Annotated in this window: 14 protein-coding genes; 11 read left to right on the plus strand and 3 right to left on the minus strand. The window is 71.0% G+C overall.

From position 1 onward, the window contains the following. Positions 1-95: 95 nt before the first annotated feature. On the plus strand, positions 96-626 hold the full coding sequence (locus O7631_RS14555) for an adenylate kinase (RefSeq protein WP_278144704.1): 531 nt from the start codon (positions 96-98) through the stop codon (positions 624-626). A gap of 4 nt (positions 627-630) precedes the next feature. Here O7631_RS14555 and O7631_RS14560 read toward each other — a convergent pair whose 3' ends face one another. Continuing rightward, on the minus strand, positions 631-1,353 hold the full coding sequence (locus tag O7631_RS14560) for a class I SAM-dependent methyltransferase (RefSeq protein WP_278144705.1): 723 nt from the start codon (positions 1,351-1,353) through the stop codon (positions 631-633). A 34-nt stretch (positions 1,354-1,387) separates the two neighbouring features. Between O7631_RS14560 and O7631_RS14565 the strand changes: the two genes are divergently transcribed. After that, positions 1,388-2,143 carry an SDR family oxidoreductase gene (locus O7631_RS14565; RefSeq protein ID WP_278144706.1) on the plus strand — a complete coding sequence of 252 codons (756 nt, stop codon included), beginning with the start codon at positions 1,388-1,390 and terminating at the stop codon, positions 2,141-2,143. Positions 2,144-2,152: 9 nt separating this feature from the next. Here the strand turns inward: O7631_RS14565 and O7631_RS14570 are convergent, their stop codons facing one another. Together O7631_RS14570 and O7631_RS14575 are read right to left on the minus strand one after the other, a co-directional pair. Beyond that, positions 2,153-4,378, minus strand: a complete 2,226-nt coding sequence (locus O7631_RS14570) for a hypothetical protein (RefSeq protein ID WP_278144707.1) — start codon at positions 4,376-4,378, stop codon at positions 2,153-2,155. 161 nt (positions 4,379-4,539) lie between these two features. Then, on the minus strand, positions 4,540-5,502 hold the full coding sequence (locus O7631_RS14575) for an AraC family transcriptional regulator (protein WP_278144708.1): 963 nt from the start codon (positions 5,500-5,502) through the stop codon (positions 4,540-4,542). An 82-nt stretch (positions 5,503-5,584) separates the two neighbouring features. Between O7631_RS14575 and O7631_RS14580 the strand changes: the two genes are divergently transcribed. From O7631_RS14580 to O7631_RS14620, 9 genes are all read left to right on the plus strand, one after another. Beyond that, positions 5,585-6,553 (plus strand): SDR family NAD(P)-dependent oxidoreductase, encoded by a 969-nt coding sequence (locus O7631_RS14580; RefSeq protein ID WP_278144709.1) that lies wholly within the window; start codon positions 5,585-5,587, stop codon positions 6,551-6,553. A gap of 136 nt (positions 6,554-6,689) precedes the next feature. After that, on the plus strand, positions 6,690-7,793 hold the full coding sequence (locus tag O7631_RS14585; protein WP_278147939.1) for an FUSC family protein: 1,104 nt from the start codon (positions 6,690-6,692) through the stop codon (positions 7,791-7,793). Positions 7,794-7,884: 91 nt separating this feature from the next. Beyond that, the gene (locus O7631_RS14590; protein ID WP_269680212.1) at positions 7,885-8,409 is read left to right on the plus strand and encodes a hypothetical protein; all 525 of its coding nucleotides are present in this window, start codon (positions 7,885-7,887) and stop codon (positions 8,407-8,409) included. Between the two features lie 74 nt (positions 8,410-8,483). After that, positions 8,484-9,326, plus strand: a complete 843-nt coding sequence (locus O7631_RS14595; protein WP_269680211.1) for a DUF4097 family beta strand repeat-containing protein — start codon at positions 8,484-8,486, stop codon at positions 9,324-9,326. Between the two features lie 31 nt (positions 9,327-9,357). Further along, positions 9,358-10,335, plus strand: a complete 978-nt coding sequence (locus O7631_RS14600; protein ID WP_278144710.1) for an ATP-binding cassette domain-containing protein — start codon at positions 9,358-9,360, stop codon at positions 10,333-10,335. After that, positions 10,332-11,120, plus strand: a complete 789-nt coding sequence (locus tag O7631_RS14605) for an ABC transporter permease (RefSeq protein ID WP_278144711.1) — start codon at positions 10,332-10,334, stop codon at positions 11,118-11,120. Before O7631_RS14600 ends, O7631_RS14605 begins: the two co-directional genes overlap by 4 nt. Positions 11,121-11,865: 745 nt before the next feature. Further along, entirely contained in the window at positions 11,866-13,548 is a 1,683-nt protein-coding gene (gene araB / locus O7631_RS14610) for a ribulokinase (RefSeq protein ID WP_278144712.1), read from the plus strand. Further along, positions 13,545-14,237: an L-ribulose-5-phosphate 4-epimerase gene (locus tag O7631_RS14615; RefSeq protein WP_208745067.1), complete on the plus strand. Its 693-nt coding sequence runs from the start codon at positions 13,545-13,547 to the stop codon at positions 14,235-14,237. The genes araB and O7631_RS14615 overlap by 4 nt, the downstream gene beginning before the upstream one ends. Positions 14,238-14,375: 138 nt before the next feature. Then, positions 14,376-15,371, plus strand: coding sequence for an ABC transporter substrate-binding protein (locus O7631_RS14620; protein ID WP_278147940.1), 996 nt, complete (start codon positions 14,376-14,378; stop codon positions 15,369-15,371). Positions 15,372-15,402 lie beyond the last annotated feature (31 nt).

Raw genomic sequence — 15,402 nt, forward strand, 5'->3', positions numbered from 1 at the left:
TCACCGGGGGCGGAGGGGGAGTGGGTCCGTCAGTACGTCATGGAGGTCACTCTCGCGGAGCGCGCCGCGTCCGACAAGTGATTTACGCTGCCGCGATGAGCCCACCGCGTCGCATCCTGATCTACGGGGTGTACGGCTCCGGCAAGTCCACCCTCGCCGCCCGGCTGGCCGACCACCTCGGGCTGCCCTGGTACCCGGTGGACGACCTGCTCTGGGAGCCGGGCTGGGTCGAGGTGCCCGTCGCGCGGCAACGCGGTCGGATCGAGGAGATCTGCCGGCGGGACCGCTGGATCGTCGACGGGGCGTACCACGGCTGGCGGGACGTACCGTTGGCCCGCGCCGACCTGGTCGTCGGCCTGGACTACCCCCGGTGGTGCTCGTTCGGGCGGTTGCTGCGGCGCACCGTCCGCCGGGTGCTGACCGGCGAGGAGATCTGCAACGGCAACCGGGAGACGCTGGGCAGCGTGCTGTCCCCGGACTCGATCCTGGTGTGGCACGTGACCGCGTTCGGTCGGGCGCGACGGCGGATGCGCGCCTGGCGGACCGACCCGTCCGCGCCGCCCGTGGTGTTGCTGCGCTCACCGGGGGAGCTGGACGACTGGCTGGCCACCCTGCCCGGCCGCTGACGGATCAGGCCGGCCAGGTCGCGCGTCCGTGGACGCAGGGCGAGGACGGGCCGTTGCTGGTGGCCGGGAAACGGAACCGGCGCACTTCCTCGACCACGAAACCCGCTGTCGTGATGGCGGCCAGGGTGTCCCGACCGGTGTGGCAGCCGGCGAACAGCCTCGGCCACACCGTCGCGTCGAGCAGCCTCTGGGCCCGGTGCAGGCCGCTCTGCCTCTCGGCCGCGACGTGTTCGAAGAACCGCAACTCGCCGCCGGGACGCAGCACCCGGCCTGCCTCCGTCAACGCGCTCGCCTGGTCGGGCACTGTGCACAGCACCAACGCGACAACGGCGGCGTCGAACTCGTCGGCCCCGGCGGGCAGCCGGTCGGCCAGACCGTCGACGACAGTGACCCGCACCGGTGCGGTCGACGCCGCGCGTTCGGCGGCGGCCCGCAGACGCCGTTCCGGTTCGACGGCGACGACCTCGGTCACCGACGGCGGATAGTGGGGGAACATCCGCCCGTTGCCCGCACCGATCTCGATCACCCGGCCGGACAGGCCGGCGACCAGGTCCCGCCGGTAGGCCGCCGTACCGGCCCGGTCCATGGCGACGCTCAGCCGTTCGTAGACGCGGGCGAACACCGGGTGCGACACCTCGGCCACGGCCACCTCCAGGTCTCCGTCGAACTGTTCTCCGGCGATTGTCCTGCACCGGTGCACGCTTTCCGTCTTACTGGGTGGCAGCACGACTCAACCCATGCAGGAAGGACGTGGTTCGACCATGAAGATCGTCGTGATCGGAGGCAGCGGCCTCATCGGTTCCAAGCTCGTGGACGACCTCCGCGCCCAGGGCCACGAGGTGGTGCCGGCGTCGCCGAAGACCGGCGTGAACACGCTGACCGGTGAAGGGGTGGCCGATGCGCTGACCGGTGCCGACGTCGTCGTCGACGTGTCGAACTCGCCGTCGTTCGAGGACAGGGCCGTGCTGGAGTTCTTCGAGACGTCCACCCGGACGCTCCTCGCCGCCGCGTCGGACGCCGGGGTGGGCCACTACGTGGTGCTCTCCATCGTGGGTTGTGACCGGATCCCGGACAGCGGCTACATGCGGGCGAAGGTCGCTCAGGAGAAGCTCGTCGTCGCGTCGGGAACCCCGTACTCGATCGTGCACGCCACCCAGTTCTTCGAGTTCCTCCAGGGGATCGTCGACGCCGGCACGGAGGGCGACACCGCCCACCTCGCCCCGGTGCTCATCCAGCCGATGGCCGCCGACGACGTCGCGGCCGCAGTGGCCGAGGTCGTGGTCGGTGCGCCGACGAACGCCGTGGTCGAGATCGCCGGCCCGGAGCAGTTCCGCCTCGACGACCTGGGCCGAGACCTCCTCGCCGCCCAGCAGGATCCTCGGTCGGTGGTGGCCGACCCGGACGCCCGCTACTTCGGCGCGAAGCTCGGCGAACGCTCGCTCGTTCCCGCCGACGGCGCCCGCCTCGCCGGTACGCGTCTCGACGACTGGCGGGCGCGGGCGAACAGCGGACGGTGACGCGGTCCGCTACGTCGCCGCGCCGGGCGGGTCGGCCCGCTCGCCGAGGCGCCGCACCAACTCCCGGGCCGCCGCGGTGAACGGCTCCTCGGATTCGCCCGGCCAGTGCCCACGGATGGGCGGGGGGACGCTGTCACTGGGCGGCGTCACCACGTCGCGTGGGTCACGGTACCGGCGATCCACCCGGGCGGCCGGGCCGCCGACGTCGCCCGGCGCCGGTGTTCGCCGCGCTGAGAAGATCCAACCGCCGATGGGGTCGGTGTCACTCCACAGGTTCACCCACCGCCAACCGACCCGGCGGCCGATCTCGTGCAGCGCCACGTCGTCGACGTACGCGGGGAAGAGTCGCGCGTAGAGGCGGCGCAGCGGCGACCCGTGGGTGAGCAGGGCGATTCGGTCGCCGACGTGCGGCGGCAACTGGAGCACCGTCGCGGCGAGCAGGACCGAACCGTGGCTGTGCCCGGTGAGCAGCACCCCGTGTCCGCGCTCGACGAGGTACGTGATGCGACGGGCCAACTCCGGCACGGCCCGCTCGGAGTAGCAGGGCGGGGCGAACGGGTGGGCGGCCCGGGGCCAGAAGGTGCCCAGGTCCCAGAGGACGCCGATGTGCCGGCGGAACGGGACGGTCCGGTAGGCGAAGATCCCCCCGATGATCAGACCGAGGATGACCGCCGCGATCACCCAACTCCCGAACGCGATGCCGAAGGTGATCGCGTCCGCCGGCAGGCCGAGGTTCCGTTCGAGGAGGTCACTGGGAAACTCACCCAGCAGGCCGATGGTGGTGGTGGCCGTGGTGAGCCCGGCGAGGCACCCGTAGAACACGGCCAGCGGCACCAGCCTCTCGGTGAAGCGGGCCCGGGCTATCGCGTCCCGGACCTGCCGCAGTCGGGGTTCGGCCTCCGCGGGGGCCCGCGGGTAGTCGTGTGCCACGATCGCCGCCGCGGCGCGACGCCGACCGCGACGCGTGAGAAGGACGACGAGGCCGGCGACGACGACTGTGGCCAGCAGCGCTCGGATGAAGCCGTAGATCACCCACGTGTACGCCCGGGGCGGGCCGGTGGCGATGCCCTCCCCGGTCGGCACGTCGCGGTCGAGGAAGTCCGCCACCCGGTAGACCAGCTCGGCGGAGTACGCCACGGCCAGACTGATCCCGGTTGCCGCGATGACGAGGGCGCCGAGCCCGAACAGCGGGGTGCCACCGCGTTGCCGGTGGCAGAGCAGGACCAAGCCCAGCACCACCAACAACGCCGTCTGTACGGCGAACACAGCGGCCAGGGTCGTCTCGTACCCGGGAAGCCCGTGTCCGTCGTCCCACCGGCGCGGCCCGGTCAGCAGGTGAGCCAGGACGGCGACGGTCGTGACGACGGCGACGGTTCGGAGCGTACGGGTGACCCGGTCGAGCCGGTGATCGTCGGCGGCCCGGTCGATCAGCGGCGGCGTGCACAGCAGGCCCACGCAGGCCGCCAGGATCACGGCGGTCGCCACCGTCAGCGCAACGGTGACCCCGGTGGCGCCACTCGCGCTCCGGGCCAGCAGCACTGTGAGATCCAGTGTCGCGAACGCCGCGGCGACGTGGATGGCGCGTAACCGGCCCACCAGCGGCTCTGCGTCCCACTGGCCGACCGTGCCGAGCCGTGACCCGCCGATCCCCTGGTCGGGTGCGCGGAACGCTTCGAACGTCCGCCCTGGGCGGCTGCTGATCCGCCAGAGCAGGCCGATCGCGGCGACCGGCACCAACGCGACCAACGCCAGTTGCGCCCCGACCGGCCGCCCTCCCAACCAGGACAACCAGCTGCGCCCCGCCAGGCAGCGCGTCGAGGGCAGGCACCTCCAGGCCACCAGATCCAGGGCGACACCGGCGACGGCGAGCACGTAGAGCACGGTGAGGGTGAGCGCCAGCAGTCGGCACAGGGACTTGACCACCGCCTCGGAGCCGGGGCTCGCCGGGCGCATCCAGGTCGCGACGTTGACGAGCATGAACGGCAACAGGAAGACCACGGCGAGGGTACGGGCGACGGTCCCGGAGGGCAGATCACCCCAGCGGTACGCCTCCAGTGTCACGCCGCGCGGGGCGGTGGTGTCCGAGCCCTGTGGTCGCGGTCGGTAGAAGCCACCGCTCTGGTCACCCGCCACCTGTGCTGCCTGCCGCAGGTCCAGCACCTGTGCGGCGCTCGCGCCGGAGACTCCGTGCACCCGCAGCTCCACGACGTCGCGGGGGCCGTCCGACCCGCTCAACCGTGCTGATCCATGCGACGTCCCCCCGCGGGCGCTCGGCCGTCCCGTGACCCGACCTCGGTGAGCCTCGCGGTCAAGCCCAGGCTGCCGCCCGACGACGGCGGACCGGTCTACCCGATCCGGACGGGATCAACCGCAGCGGGCGAAGAGGAGGCTGCCGCTCACTCGACACCTCGACCGGTCGCCGCCGGTTCGCGTCCGCCGGTCTGGGTCGCCCTCGCCACCTCGGTGCGGTACGCGCGTGGCGAGAAACCGGTAGCGCGCTTGAACGCCACGCTGAGGGCGCTCTCGGAGCCGTAGCCGACAGCCTGGGCGATGCTGGCGACAGTGTCGGAACCGCGCCGGATACGGTCCGCCGCCAGCTCGATCCGCCAGCCGGTCAGGTATTCCAGCGGTCCCACGCCGACGACCCTCTTGAAGCGGGCGGCCAGTGTCGACCGGGAGACGGCGGCGGTCCGGGCGATGGCATCCACCGTCCACGGCTGCGCGGGCCGCGCGTGCAGCGCCCGCAGCGCGGGGGCGATCACCGGGTCGGCGAGGCCGGCCAACCAGCCGGAGGTGCGTTCGGGGTCGCGGGCCAGGTGCAACCGCAGGACCCGGATCAGCAGGACGAGCGCCAGGTGCTCGGCGACGAGGGTGGACCCGAGTCGTGTCTGCCGTAGTTCGGCGTCGATCTCGCTGAGCGCCCACCGGACGGTGGTGGCCTCCGGGGTGTCGGCGGGCACGTGGATGACCGGCGGGAGGCTGTCGAGCAGGAGGCTGCGCGCCCGTTCGCCCAGGGAGAACGCGCCGCCGATGAGGAAGACGTCGTCGCCGTCACCGACGTGCGCCACACGGCCGTCGGCGGCGGCGAAGAGTGGGTACGCGGGCTCGACGGGCACGTCGGGATCGCTGAATAGGGTGTAGGCCACCGGCCGGGTCAGCAGGAAGCAGTCCCCTTCGCCGAGGCTGATCGACTCGTCGTGGCCTGCGACCCGCAGAAGGCACCGTCCGCGCCGGACGGCGTTGAACTTGGCCCCGGCCGGCGCGTCGAAGGCGACGGCCCAGCGCCCGCCCGCGACCAGGCCCGCGGAGAGGTGGCTCGACGCGCCCAGCAACGCCAGGACATCTTCGAGGGGATCCATCCCGGCCTCCTGGACGCTCACTAAAGTATGAAGGATCCTAGACTATAGGCAGTCCGAGTCTCATGTTCCTAGCCTGGGTTCCATGACAGCGAACCCACGCCTCACCACCCCGTTCACCGCACGCAGCACCGCCGCCGAGATCCTCGACGGTGTCGACCTGACGGGGCGTCGGATGATCGTCACCGGGGGAGCCTCCGGCATCGGTGTCGAGACGGTGCGCGCGCTGGCCCGGGCCGGCGCCGAGGTCACCATCGCGACCCGTGATCCGCGACGCGCCGACGCGCTCGTCGAGGAGTTCGCGTCGGAGGCCACCCGGGGAGTGGTCAGCGCGTCCGCGCTCGACCTCGCCGACCTGGCGTCGGTCGACGCCTTCGTCGCGGGCTGGCAGGGTCCGCTCGACGTGCTGGTCGCCAACGCGGGGATCATGGCGATCCCGACCCGGCAGCTCACCGCCGAGGGCTGGGAACTTCAGCTCGCGACCAACTACCTCGGCCACTTCGCGCTCGCCCGGGGGCTGCACGACAACCTGCGGGCCGCTCGGGCGGCTCGGGTCGTCGTGGTCAGCTCTGGAGCGCACCTGGCCGCGCCGATGGACTTCGACGACCCGCAGTTCGAGCGGCGCCCGTACGACCCGTGGTCGGCGTACGGTCAGTCGAAGACCGCCGAGGTCCTGCTCGCGGTCGGCATCAGCCGCCGGTGGGCGAAGGACGGGATCACCGGGAACGCCCTCAACCCCGGGTACATCTTCACCAACCTCCAGCGCCACATCGACGACGACACGATGCGCGCGATGGGTGCCATGGACGAGGCGGGGAACCTCATCGAGGCGGACTACTACAAGAAGCCCGACCAGGGCGCGTCGACCACCGTGCTGCTCGCCGGCTCGCCCCTGCTCGACGGTGTCAGTGGCCGGTACTTCGACGACAACCAGGAGGCGGAGGTCGTGCCCGGCGGCCCCGACGCCACCGGCGGGGTGGCTGCCCACGCCATGGATCCAGCTGCCGCCGACCGGCTCTGGGCGTACGCCGAGGAGACGCTCGCCTCGCGCTGAGCGCGGCCGGCGTCGGGAGGATTGATTTGACCAGGGCGGGGTAGGTGCCGCCATGGTCGCTGCCGGTCGGCGCGGAGCGGACGAGGGTGCTCCGGCCCGCGCCGGCGACGCCGCCACGGGTGGTCTGGCGGGCACGATGGCGCGGATGCGGGGCCGGGCGGCGGCCGCGGTGCGCGATCGGGCCCGTCGGGTACGGGCCGTGGGCGGTCTGGCGGTGCAGGCGGGGCTGGCGGCGGCGCTGTCCTGGTTCGTGGCGCACGAGCTGCTGAACATCTCGCAGCCGGTGTTCGCGCCGATCAGTGCTGTTTCGACCCTTGCCGCGTCGGTCGGTCAACGGCTGCGTCGGACCATCGAGCTGATCCTCGGGGTGACCGTCGGGGTGCTGATCGGCGATCTGTTGCTCGTGGTGATCGGCACCGGGTGGTGGCAACTCTCCCTGATCGTCGTGCTGGCGATCGTGGTCGCGTTGTTCCTCGCCGGCAGTGCCGCCGTGGTGATCCAGGCCGGCGCGACGGCGGTGCTCATCGCCACGCTCAGCCCGTCGATCCGAGACCTGGAGATTCCTCGGTTCGTGGACGCCCTGGTCGGGGGAGGGGTGGCGCTGCTGGTCACCGCTGTACTCCTGCCGTTGAACCCGCTTCGGGTGCTCAACCGCGCCGCGCGGCCGGCGCTCGACCTCCTGGTCACCCAGCTGGAGGCCACCGCCGGCGCGTTGGCGGAGCGTGATGCCGCTCGTGCCCGCACCGCCCGGGGTGAGCTGCGGCAGAACAAGGGCCCGCTGAAGGCGTTCGTCGAGGCGACCCAGGGCGCCCGGGAGGCCAGCACCCTGTCGCCGGTGCACTGGCACCAGCGGCGCGGCCCGGTGGGCCGCTACGCGCAGGCGGCGGAGCCGATCGACCGGGCGATGCGCAACAGCGGGACGTTGATCCGTCGAGCGGTGACCCTGATCGAGGACGACGAGCCGGTTCCGGAGTCGCTGCCGCGGGCGGTGGCCGCTCTCGCCGAGGCCGTGCGCGTACTCAAGAAGCAGTTCGCCGCCGGCGCCGAGCCGGACCGGGCGCGGGAGCAGTCGCTGCGGGCGGTGCGGATGGCCGGTCGGGCCTACCGCAAGGGCGTCGGCTTCTCCGGTGCGGTGGTGGTGGCGCAGATCCGTACCACTGTCAGCGACCTCCTGGTGGCCACCGGACTGACCCAGGAAGAGGCAAACCGGCTGGTCAGGCGCGCGTTCGGGGATCTTTGAGGAACGGCGGACACCGCTCGTCGACCAGTCTGGCACCGTCCTGAGCCATGAAGGGTTGCACCCTGAGCCAAAGTGGTGTCATGATGGTGCCATGGAGCTGAGGTCGTACGTCGAGAACCTGCGTAACGAGTTCGCCGTGGCTGCGGAGGGCGTCGACGCGGACGGCCGCGCGCTGGCCGAGCGGCTCTTCACCCAACTGGAGGCGGCCACCCGTCTCACCCTGCTGGAGGCACTGTCCGACGCGGCCGACGAGATCACCCGCGACCTCGCGCCGGGCTCGGTGCACGTCCGCCTGCGCGGGCGCGAGCCCGACTTCGTGGTGACGCCGGCCAGCCCGCCGGTCGACGAGGTGCGCGAGGTCAGCGCTCCGCCGACCCTGCCGGCACCACCGCCCGCACCTGAGGGCGAGGAGGGTGGCACCTCGCGGATCAACCTCCGCCTTCCCGACCACCTGAAGGCCAGCGTCGAGGAGGCCGCCGGGCGCGCCGGGCTCTCCGTCAACGCCTGGCTGGTACGCGCCGTCGCCGGCGCCGTCGGCGCGGGCGACACCGAACGCCGTACCCCCCGCCGGCCGGAGCCGCGCTCCGGTCAGCACTTCACCGGCTGGGCGCGCTGACCCCGTCGTACCCCTTCTTCCTCCGCGCCGCCGACCAGCGGTGACAGTCACCGACCACCTTCCGGGAGACCGCCATGCCTGTTTTCGAGAGCCCAGAGCCCATCTCCGTCCAGATCGAACTGCCCGTCGGGGACGTCTGGATCAGCGCGACCGACCGCACCGACACGGTGGTGACGGTGCGACCGCGGGACCCGTCGAGCAAGGCCGACGTGAGCACCGCCGAACAGGCCACCGTCCAGTACGACGCCGGAAAGCTGCTGATCAGGGTGCCGAAGACGTGGCGGCGCTACGGCTTCGGGTCCGGCCCGTCGGTCGATGTCCTGATCGAGCTACCGACCGGGTCGCGGGTGCACGCCGAGTCGTCGTGGGCGGCGTTCCGCTGCGAGGGCCAACTCGGCGAGTGCCGCATCAAGACCGGCAGCGGGATCCGCCTCGACGAGACCGGGCCGCTGGACATCGACAGCAGTCACGGCGAGGTCGCCGTGGAGCGGGTCGTCGGCTCGGCGCGGGTGAAGGCGTCGTCCGGCAAGGTGCGCCTCGGCACGGTCGACGGACCCGTCGAGATCAAGAACTCCTCCGGCGACTGCTGGATCGGCCGCAGCGGCGGCGACGTCCGGGTCAACACCGCGTACGGCGACATCACCCTCGACGCGACGACGGCCTCGGTGACGGCACGCACCGCCTACGGCAACCTCCGGCTGGGCGAGGTCGTCCGGGGTGCGATCGACCTGAACACCTCGTACGGGGCCATCGAGGTCGGCATCCGGCGCGGGACGGCCGCCTGGCTCGACGTCAGTTCCAAGCACGGTCGCGTGCACAACGCCCTGGAGAGCACCGACAGCCCGGCGCAGACCGACGAGACGGTCGAGGTCCGGGCGAACACCTCCTACGGCGACATCATGATCCGCCGCGCCTGACCCGCCACCCCCAGACCGCAAAGAGGAGACCATGACCAGCTCCACGAAGCCCGCGATCGTCGCGACCGACCTGCGGAAGTCCTACGGCGACAAGGTCGTGCTGGACGGCATCGACCTGATGATCACCGAGGGAACCATCTTCGCGTTGCTCGGCCCGAACGGCGCCGGCAAGACCACCACCGTGCAGATCCTCTCCACCCTGGTCGACGCCGACGGCGGACAGGCCCGCGTCTTCGGTCACGACCTCCAACGGAATCCCGACGCGGTACGCGAGCTGATCGGGGTCACCGGCCAGTTCTCCGCCGTCGACAACCTGCTCACCGGCCGGGAGAACCTGAACCTGATGGCGGACCTGCGCCACCTGGACAAGACGTCCGGCCGGCGACGGACCGACGAGCTGCTCGGCCAGTTCGACCTGGCCGACGCGGCGGACAAGCCGGTGTCGACGTACTCCGGTGGGATGCGCCGACGGCTCGACCTCGCCATGACCCTGGTCGGTGAGCCCCGTGTCATCTTCCTCGACGAGCCGACCACCGGCCTCGACCCGCGTAGCCGCCGCGCCATGTGGGAGATCATCCGTAACCTCGTCGCCGAGGGCGTCACGATCCTGCTCACCACCCAGTACCTGGAGGAGGCCGACCAACTCGCCGACCGCGTCGCCTTCCTCGACCACGGCCGGCTGATCGCCGAGGGCACGCCGCGCGAGCTCAAGCGGCTCATCCCCGGAGGCCACGTCGTGCTGCAGTTCGCCGACCAGGAAGGGCTCGCCTCGGCCGCCCGCGCGCTGCCGGTCGCCAGCCGGGACGACGCCGCACTCACCCTCCAGGTGCCGAGTGACGGCGGGGTCGGGGCGCTGCGGTCCCTGCTCGACCAGCTCGACCGCGCCTCGATCACGGTGGCCGGGCTCTCCGTGCACACCCCCGACCTCGACGACGTCTTCCTCACCCTCACCGGTCAGCCCGACACCCGCGCCGGCCGACCCGATCACGAAGGGGCCTCCGCGCGATGAGCACCATCTCCCTCGCCGTCCGTGACTCGAGCACGATGCTGCGGCGCAACCTCCTGCACATGCGGCGCTACCCGTCGATGACCTTCCTGCTCATGGGCATCCCGATCATCATCCTGCTGCTCTTCGTCTACGTCTTCGGCGGCACGCTCGGCGCCGGGCTGGGGCCGTCCGGCGGCCGGTCAGAGTACGCCAACTACGTGACCCCGGGCATCCTGCTCATCACGGTGGTCAGCGCGGCGCAGGGCACCGCCATCTCGGTCGCGATGGACATGACCGAGGGCATCATCGCCCGGTTCCGGACGATGGCGATCTTCCGGCCGTCGGTCCTCACCGGTCACGTCCTGGGCAGTCTCGTGCAGACCCTGCTCAGCCTCGCGGCCGTCATCGGCGTGGCGTTGCTCGTCGGGTTCCGACCCACCGCCAACCCGGTCGAGTGGCTGGCCGCCGTCGGTGTCCTCGCCATGGTCACCTTTGCGCTCACCTGGCTGTCGGTCGCCCTCGGCCTGGTCAGTGACAGTGTCGAGACGGCCAGCAACCTGCCCATGCCACTGATCCTCCTGCCCTTCCTGGGCAGCGGGTTCGTCCCGACCGAATCGATGCCCACAGTGGTGCGGTGGTTCGCCGAGTACCAGCCCTTCACGCCCGTCATGGAGACCCTGCGCGGCCTGCTCCTCGGCACCGGGATCGGTGCCAACGGGACCATCGCGGTCATCTGGTGCGCCGTCATCACCGTCGCGTGCTTCTTCTGGGCCAAGGCCCTCTACAACCGCAACCGGGTCGCCTGATCGGACCGGCGCTCCGCCACCCAGACCACCCCCGCACCGCATCATCGCCTCCGCGCCGGCAGCCGGCGGCTCGGCCCACCGGGTCGGGTCGCCGGCTTTCCGTGTTCGGGTGGGCGCCCGCTCCGCCTGCCCGCTCCGCCTGCCGGCTGGTGCCCGCATGATCGACTCGGGTTTCGGGAAGTCGGTCTGTCGCAGCGCCTCGGATGCCGCGTTGTCACGGGACACGAGTGGATCAACCAGACCTCGCGGCCATGGCCGTGCCCGACGTGCGTCTTCGCGGGCGGACGGACCCAAGCGACCACGAAAGGTCGAATGTTATCGATAACACGACGGTCGCGCTGCCCCGCGGGATCCGCCGAAATGCTCAGCTATGAGCCAACGCGGTCGACTGCGGCCGTTTCGCGGATCTGACCGTCGAACCGGGGCGCCTCGATGATGTTATCGCTGACATCATGATCGAGCGCGACACTGTCGCGGTCGGATGATCGACTCGCGACGCCCGACCGGCCGCGCCTGTCGCCCGGCCTGCCGAGGTGCCTCCGGTCGACGCCTGATCCGCGCGGCAGCCCGTTCGAGGCCTGCGTGCCGTGGTCGGTGTCGCTTTTGCGCGTTCTGCACCGATCCGTTATCGACGCGCCCCAGTTGGCCCGCCTTCGCTGTTCCGTTACGGAGCTGTTGCGGGTGGATGTCTTGACGAGGGTTGATGTGAGCGTTAACACTATCCCCGTTAACGGTGGAGGTGAACATGAACCGTGTGGACGGAGCAGGCGACCGCTATGTCGTCGGTGTCGACTATGGCACCCTGTCCGGGCGAGCTCTGGTGGTCCGTGTCGGTGATGGTGCCGAGTTGGGGACCGCGGTGCACGAGTACGGCGACGGAGTTATCAGCACGGCGCTCCCGGGAGGTCGACAGCTACCCCCGGACTGGGCCCTGCAGAACCCGGAGGACTACCGCGACGTGCTGCGGTACGCCGTTCCGGCGGCGTTGTCAGCTGCCGGGGTGGATCCTGGCGCGGTCGTCGGCATCGGCATCGACTTCACCGCCTGCACGGTGCTGCCGACCAGCGCCGACGGCACCCCGCTCTGCGAGGACCCCGAGCTGCGCGATCGACCGCACGCCTGGGTGAAGCTGTGGAAGCACCACGCCGCGCAGCCGCACGCCGACCGGATCAACGCGCTGGCCCACGAGCGGGCAGAGCCGTGGATCGGCCGGTACGGCGGCAAGATCTCCGCCGAGTGGCAGTTCGCCAAGGGGCTCCAGATCCTGGAGGAGGACCCTGAGGTCTACCACCGTGCCGAGCGCTTCATCGAGGCGGCCGACTGGATCGTCTGGCAGCTCTGCGGCACCGAGACCCGCAACGTCTGCACGGCTGGTTACAAGGGCATCCTGCAGGACGGTCAGTACCCTTCCGAGGGTTTCCTGACCGCGCTCAACCCCGGCTTCGGCGACTTCGTGGCCAAGTTGGACGGCCCGTTGCTGCCCCTCGGCGCCCGAGCCGGCTCGCTCACCGCCCGCGCCGCCGCCTGGACCGGCCTGCCGGAGGGGATCGCGGTGGCTGTCGGCAACGTCGACGCGCACGTCACCGCGGCGTCCGCGCAGGCGGTGGAGCCCGGCCGGCTCGTCGCCATCATGGGCACCTCGACCTGCCACGTGGTCAACGGCGCGGAGGTCGCCGAGGTGGCCGGGATGTGCGGTGTCGTGGACGGCGGCATCAGCGCCGGCGCATGGGGTTACGAGGCCGGGCAGAGCGGTGTCGGGGACATCTTCGGCTGGTTCGTCGAGCATGCTGCCCCGGCCGGCTCCGACTCGCACGAGCGCCTGACCGAGCTGGCCGCGAGTCAGCCCGTCGGCGCGCACGGTCTGATCGCGCTGGACTGGTGGAACGGCAACAGGTCCCTGCTGGTCAACCACGACCTGAGCGGGATGATCGTCGGGATGACCCTGGCCACCCGGCCGCAGGACATCTACCGGGCGCTGCTGGAATCCACCGCGTACGGCACCCGGATGATCATCGAGGCCTTCGTCGAGGCCGGCGTCCCGGTCAACGACCTGGTGATCGCCGGTGGCCTCACCAACAACGCGCTGCTGATGCAGATCTACGCCGACGTGACCAGGCGACCGTTGAACATCATCGCCTCGGCGCAGGGGCCGGCGCTGGGATCGGCGATCCACGCCGCCGTCGCCGCCGGAGAGTTCCCTTCGGTCCACGAGGCGTCCCAGGCGATGGGTCGGGTGCACGAGGCCGTCTACCGCCCGGACCCCGAGCGGGCCCGCGCCTACGACGTCCTCTACGCCGAGTACCGGGCGCTGCACGACCACTTCGGTCGCGGTGGCAACGACGTCATGATGCGCCTGCGGGCGATCCGTAACGCGGCGGTCGACAGCGCCGCGACCACGCCCGAGACCGTGTTGGAGGTGGTCGCGTGAACGCCGAGGTGACCCGACAGATCCGTGAGCTGCGCGAGACCGTCGCGCGCCTGCACGGCGAACTGACCCGGTACAACCTGGTCGCCTGGACGTCCGGCAACGTCTCCGCGCGGGTTCCCGGCCAGGACCTCCTGGTGATCAAGCCGAGTGGGGTGAGCTACGACGACCTCACCGCGGACACGATGGTGGTCTGCGACCTCGACGGCGTTCTCGTCGAGGGCGACTTCGCCCCGTCCAGCGACACCGCCGCGCACGCCTACGTCTACCGCGCCATGCCCGAGGTCGGCGGTGTGGTGCACACGCACAGCTCGTACGCGACCGCCTGGGCCGCGTGCGGGGAGTCGATCCCCTGCCACCTCACGGCGCAGGCCGACGAGTTCGGCGGGGAGATCCCGATCGGTCCGTTCGCGCTGATCGGCGGCGACGACATCGGCAAGGGCATCGTCGCCACGCTCTCCGGTCACCGCTCGCCCGCGGTGCTGATGCGCAACCACGGCGTGTTCACCATCGGCCGCGACGCCCGCGCGGCGGTCAAGGCGGCGGTCATGTGCGAGGACGTGGCCCGTACCGCGCACCTGGCGCACACCCTCGGCCAGCCGGTCCCGATGGCGCAGGCCGACATCGACGCCCTCTACGACCGCTACCAGAACGTCTACGGTCAACAACCAGTCGCACCGGCGGGTTCCTGACTCTTCCCCGATCATCGGGACCCGCCGGTCTGCACCACCACGCACCAGCACGCACCACCCGCGTACGCCGTTCTTCGGGTTCTTCGACGGCCGACGCGGTTACCCACCACATCCAGCCAAGGAGATTCGATGGGAAAGATGCGAACGCAGTCCGTTCGGTGGCGCGCTGTCGCGGTCCTCGCCAGCGCGTTGTTGGTCGGCGGCGTGGCGGCCTGCGGCAACAGCGACACCGGTGGCGGCGGGTCCAAGGACGACGGCAAGATCACGATGGGCTTCTCCCAGGTCGGTGCGGAGAGCGGGTGGCGTACCGCGAACACCACCTCGATCAAGGAATCCGCTGCCGCTGCGGGCATCGAGCTGAAGTTCGATGACGCGCAGCAGAAGCAGGAGAACCAGATCAAGGCGATCCGCAACTACATCCAGCAGAAGGTCGACGTGATCGCCTTCTCGCCGGTGGTGGAGTCCGGCTGGGACACCGTGCTCAAGGAGGCCAAGGACGCCGGCATCCCGGTCATCCTGACCGACCGCTCGGTCGACTCGGCCGACAAGACGCTGTACAAGACGTTCCTCGGCTCGGACTTCGTCAAGGAGGGCCGGCTCGCCGGTGAGTGGCTGGTCGAGCAGAAGAAGACCGCCTCGGGCCCGGTGAACATCGTCGAGCTGCAGGGCAACACGGGTGCGGCACCGGCGAACGACCGCAAGAAGGGCTTCGGCGACGCGATCGCCGCCAACCCGAACCTGAAGATCATCGCCTCTCAGCCGGGTGACTTCACGCGGGCCGGTGGCAAGCAGGTCATGGAGCAGTTCCTCAAGGCCAACCCGAAGATCGACGTGCTGTTCGCGCACAACGACGACATGGGCCTGGGTGCGCTGGAGGCGATCACCGCCGCCGGCAAGGTGCCGGGTAAGGACATCACCATCATCACTGTCGATGCCGTCAAGGACGGCATGCAGGCTCTCGCCGACGGGAAGTTCAACTTCATCGCGGAGTGCAGCCCGCTGCTCGGCCCACAGCTGATGGACCTCGCCAAGAAGGTGCACGCCGGCGAGGAGGTGCCGCCTCGGATCGAGACCGAGGAGACCACCTTCACCCAGGAGCAGGCCAAGGAAGCGCTGCCCAACCGTAAGTACTGATCGACGCCGGGGTCGCCGCGCTCGCGTGGCG

Source organism: Micromonospora sp. WMMD967 (genome assembly GCF_029626165.1).
GTDB classification, from domain to species: Bacteria; Actinomycetota; Actinomycetes; order Mycobacteriales; family Micromonosporaceae; genus Micromonospora; species Micromonospora taraxaci.

Excerpts from the sequence above, each read along its gene's own strand:
- O7631_RS14555 (WP_278144704.1), top strand. The coding sequence starts at position 96 with ATGAGCCCACCGCGTCGCATCCTGATCTACGGGGTGTACGGCTCCGGC.
- O7631_RS14565 (WP_278144706.1), top strand. The coding sequence starts at position 1,388 with ATGAAGATCGTCGTGATCGGAGGCAGCGGCCTCATCGGTTCCAAGCTC.
- O7631_RS14575 (WP_278144708.1), bottom strand. The coding sequence starts at position 5,502 with ATGGATCCCCTCGAAGATGTCCTGGCGTTGCTGGGCGCGTCGAGCCAC.
- O7631_RS14580 (WP_278144709.1), top strand. The coding sequence starts at position 5,585 with ATGACAGCGAACCCACGCCTCACCACCCCGTTCACCGCACGCAGCACC.
- O7631_RS14585 (WP_278147939.1), top strand. The coding sequence starts at position 6,690 with ATGGCGCGGATGCGGGGCCGGGCGGCGGCCGCGGTGCGCGATCGGGCC.
- O7631_RS14590 (WP_269680212.1), top strand. The coding sequence starts at position 7,885 with ATGGAGCTGAGGTCGTACGTCGAGAACCTGCGTAACGAGTTCGCCGTG.
- O7631_RS14595 (WP_269680211.1), top strand. The coding sequence starts at position 8,484 with ATGCCTGTTTTCGAGAGCCCAGAGCCCATCTCCGTCCAGATCGAACTG.
- O7631_RS14600 (WP_278144710.1), top strand. The coding sequence starts at position 9,358 with ATGACCAGCTCCACGAAGCCCGCGATCGTCGCGACCGACCTGCGGAAG.
- O7631_RS14605 (WP_278144711.1), top strand. The coding sequence starts at position 10,332 with ATGAGCACCATCTCCCTCGCCGTCCGTGACTCGAGCACGATGCTGCGG.
- araB (WP_278144712.1), top strand. The coding sequence starts at position 11,866 with ATGAACCGTGTGGACGGAGCAGGCGACCGCTATGTCGTCGGTGTCGAC.
- O7631_RS14620 (WP_278147940.1), top strand. The coding sequence starts at position 14,376 with ATGCGAACGCAGTCCGTTCGGTGGCGCGCTGTCGCGGTCCTCGCCAGC.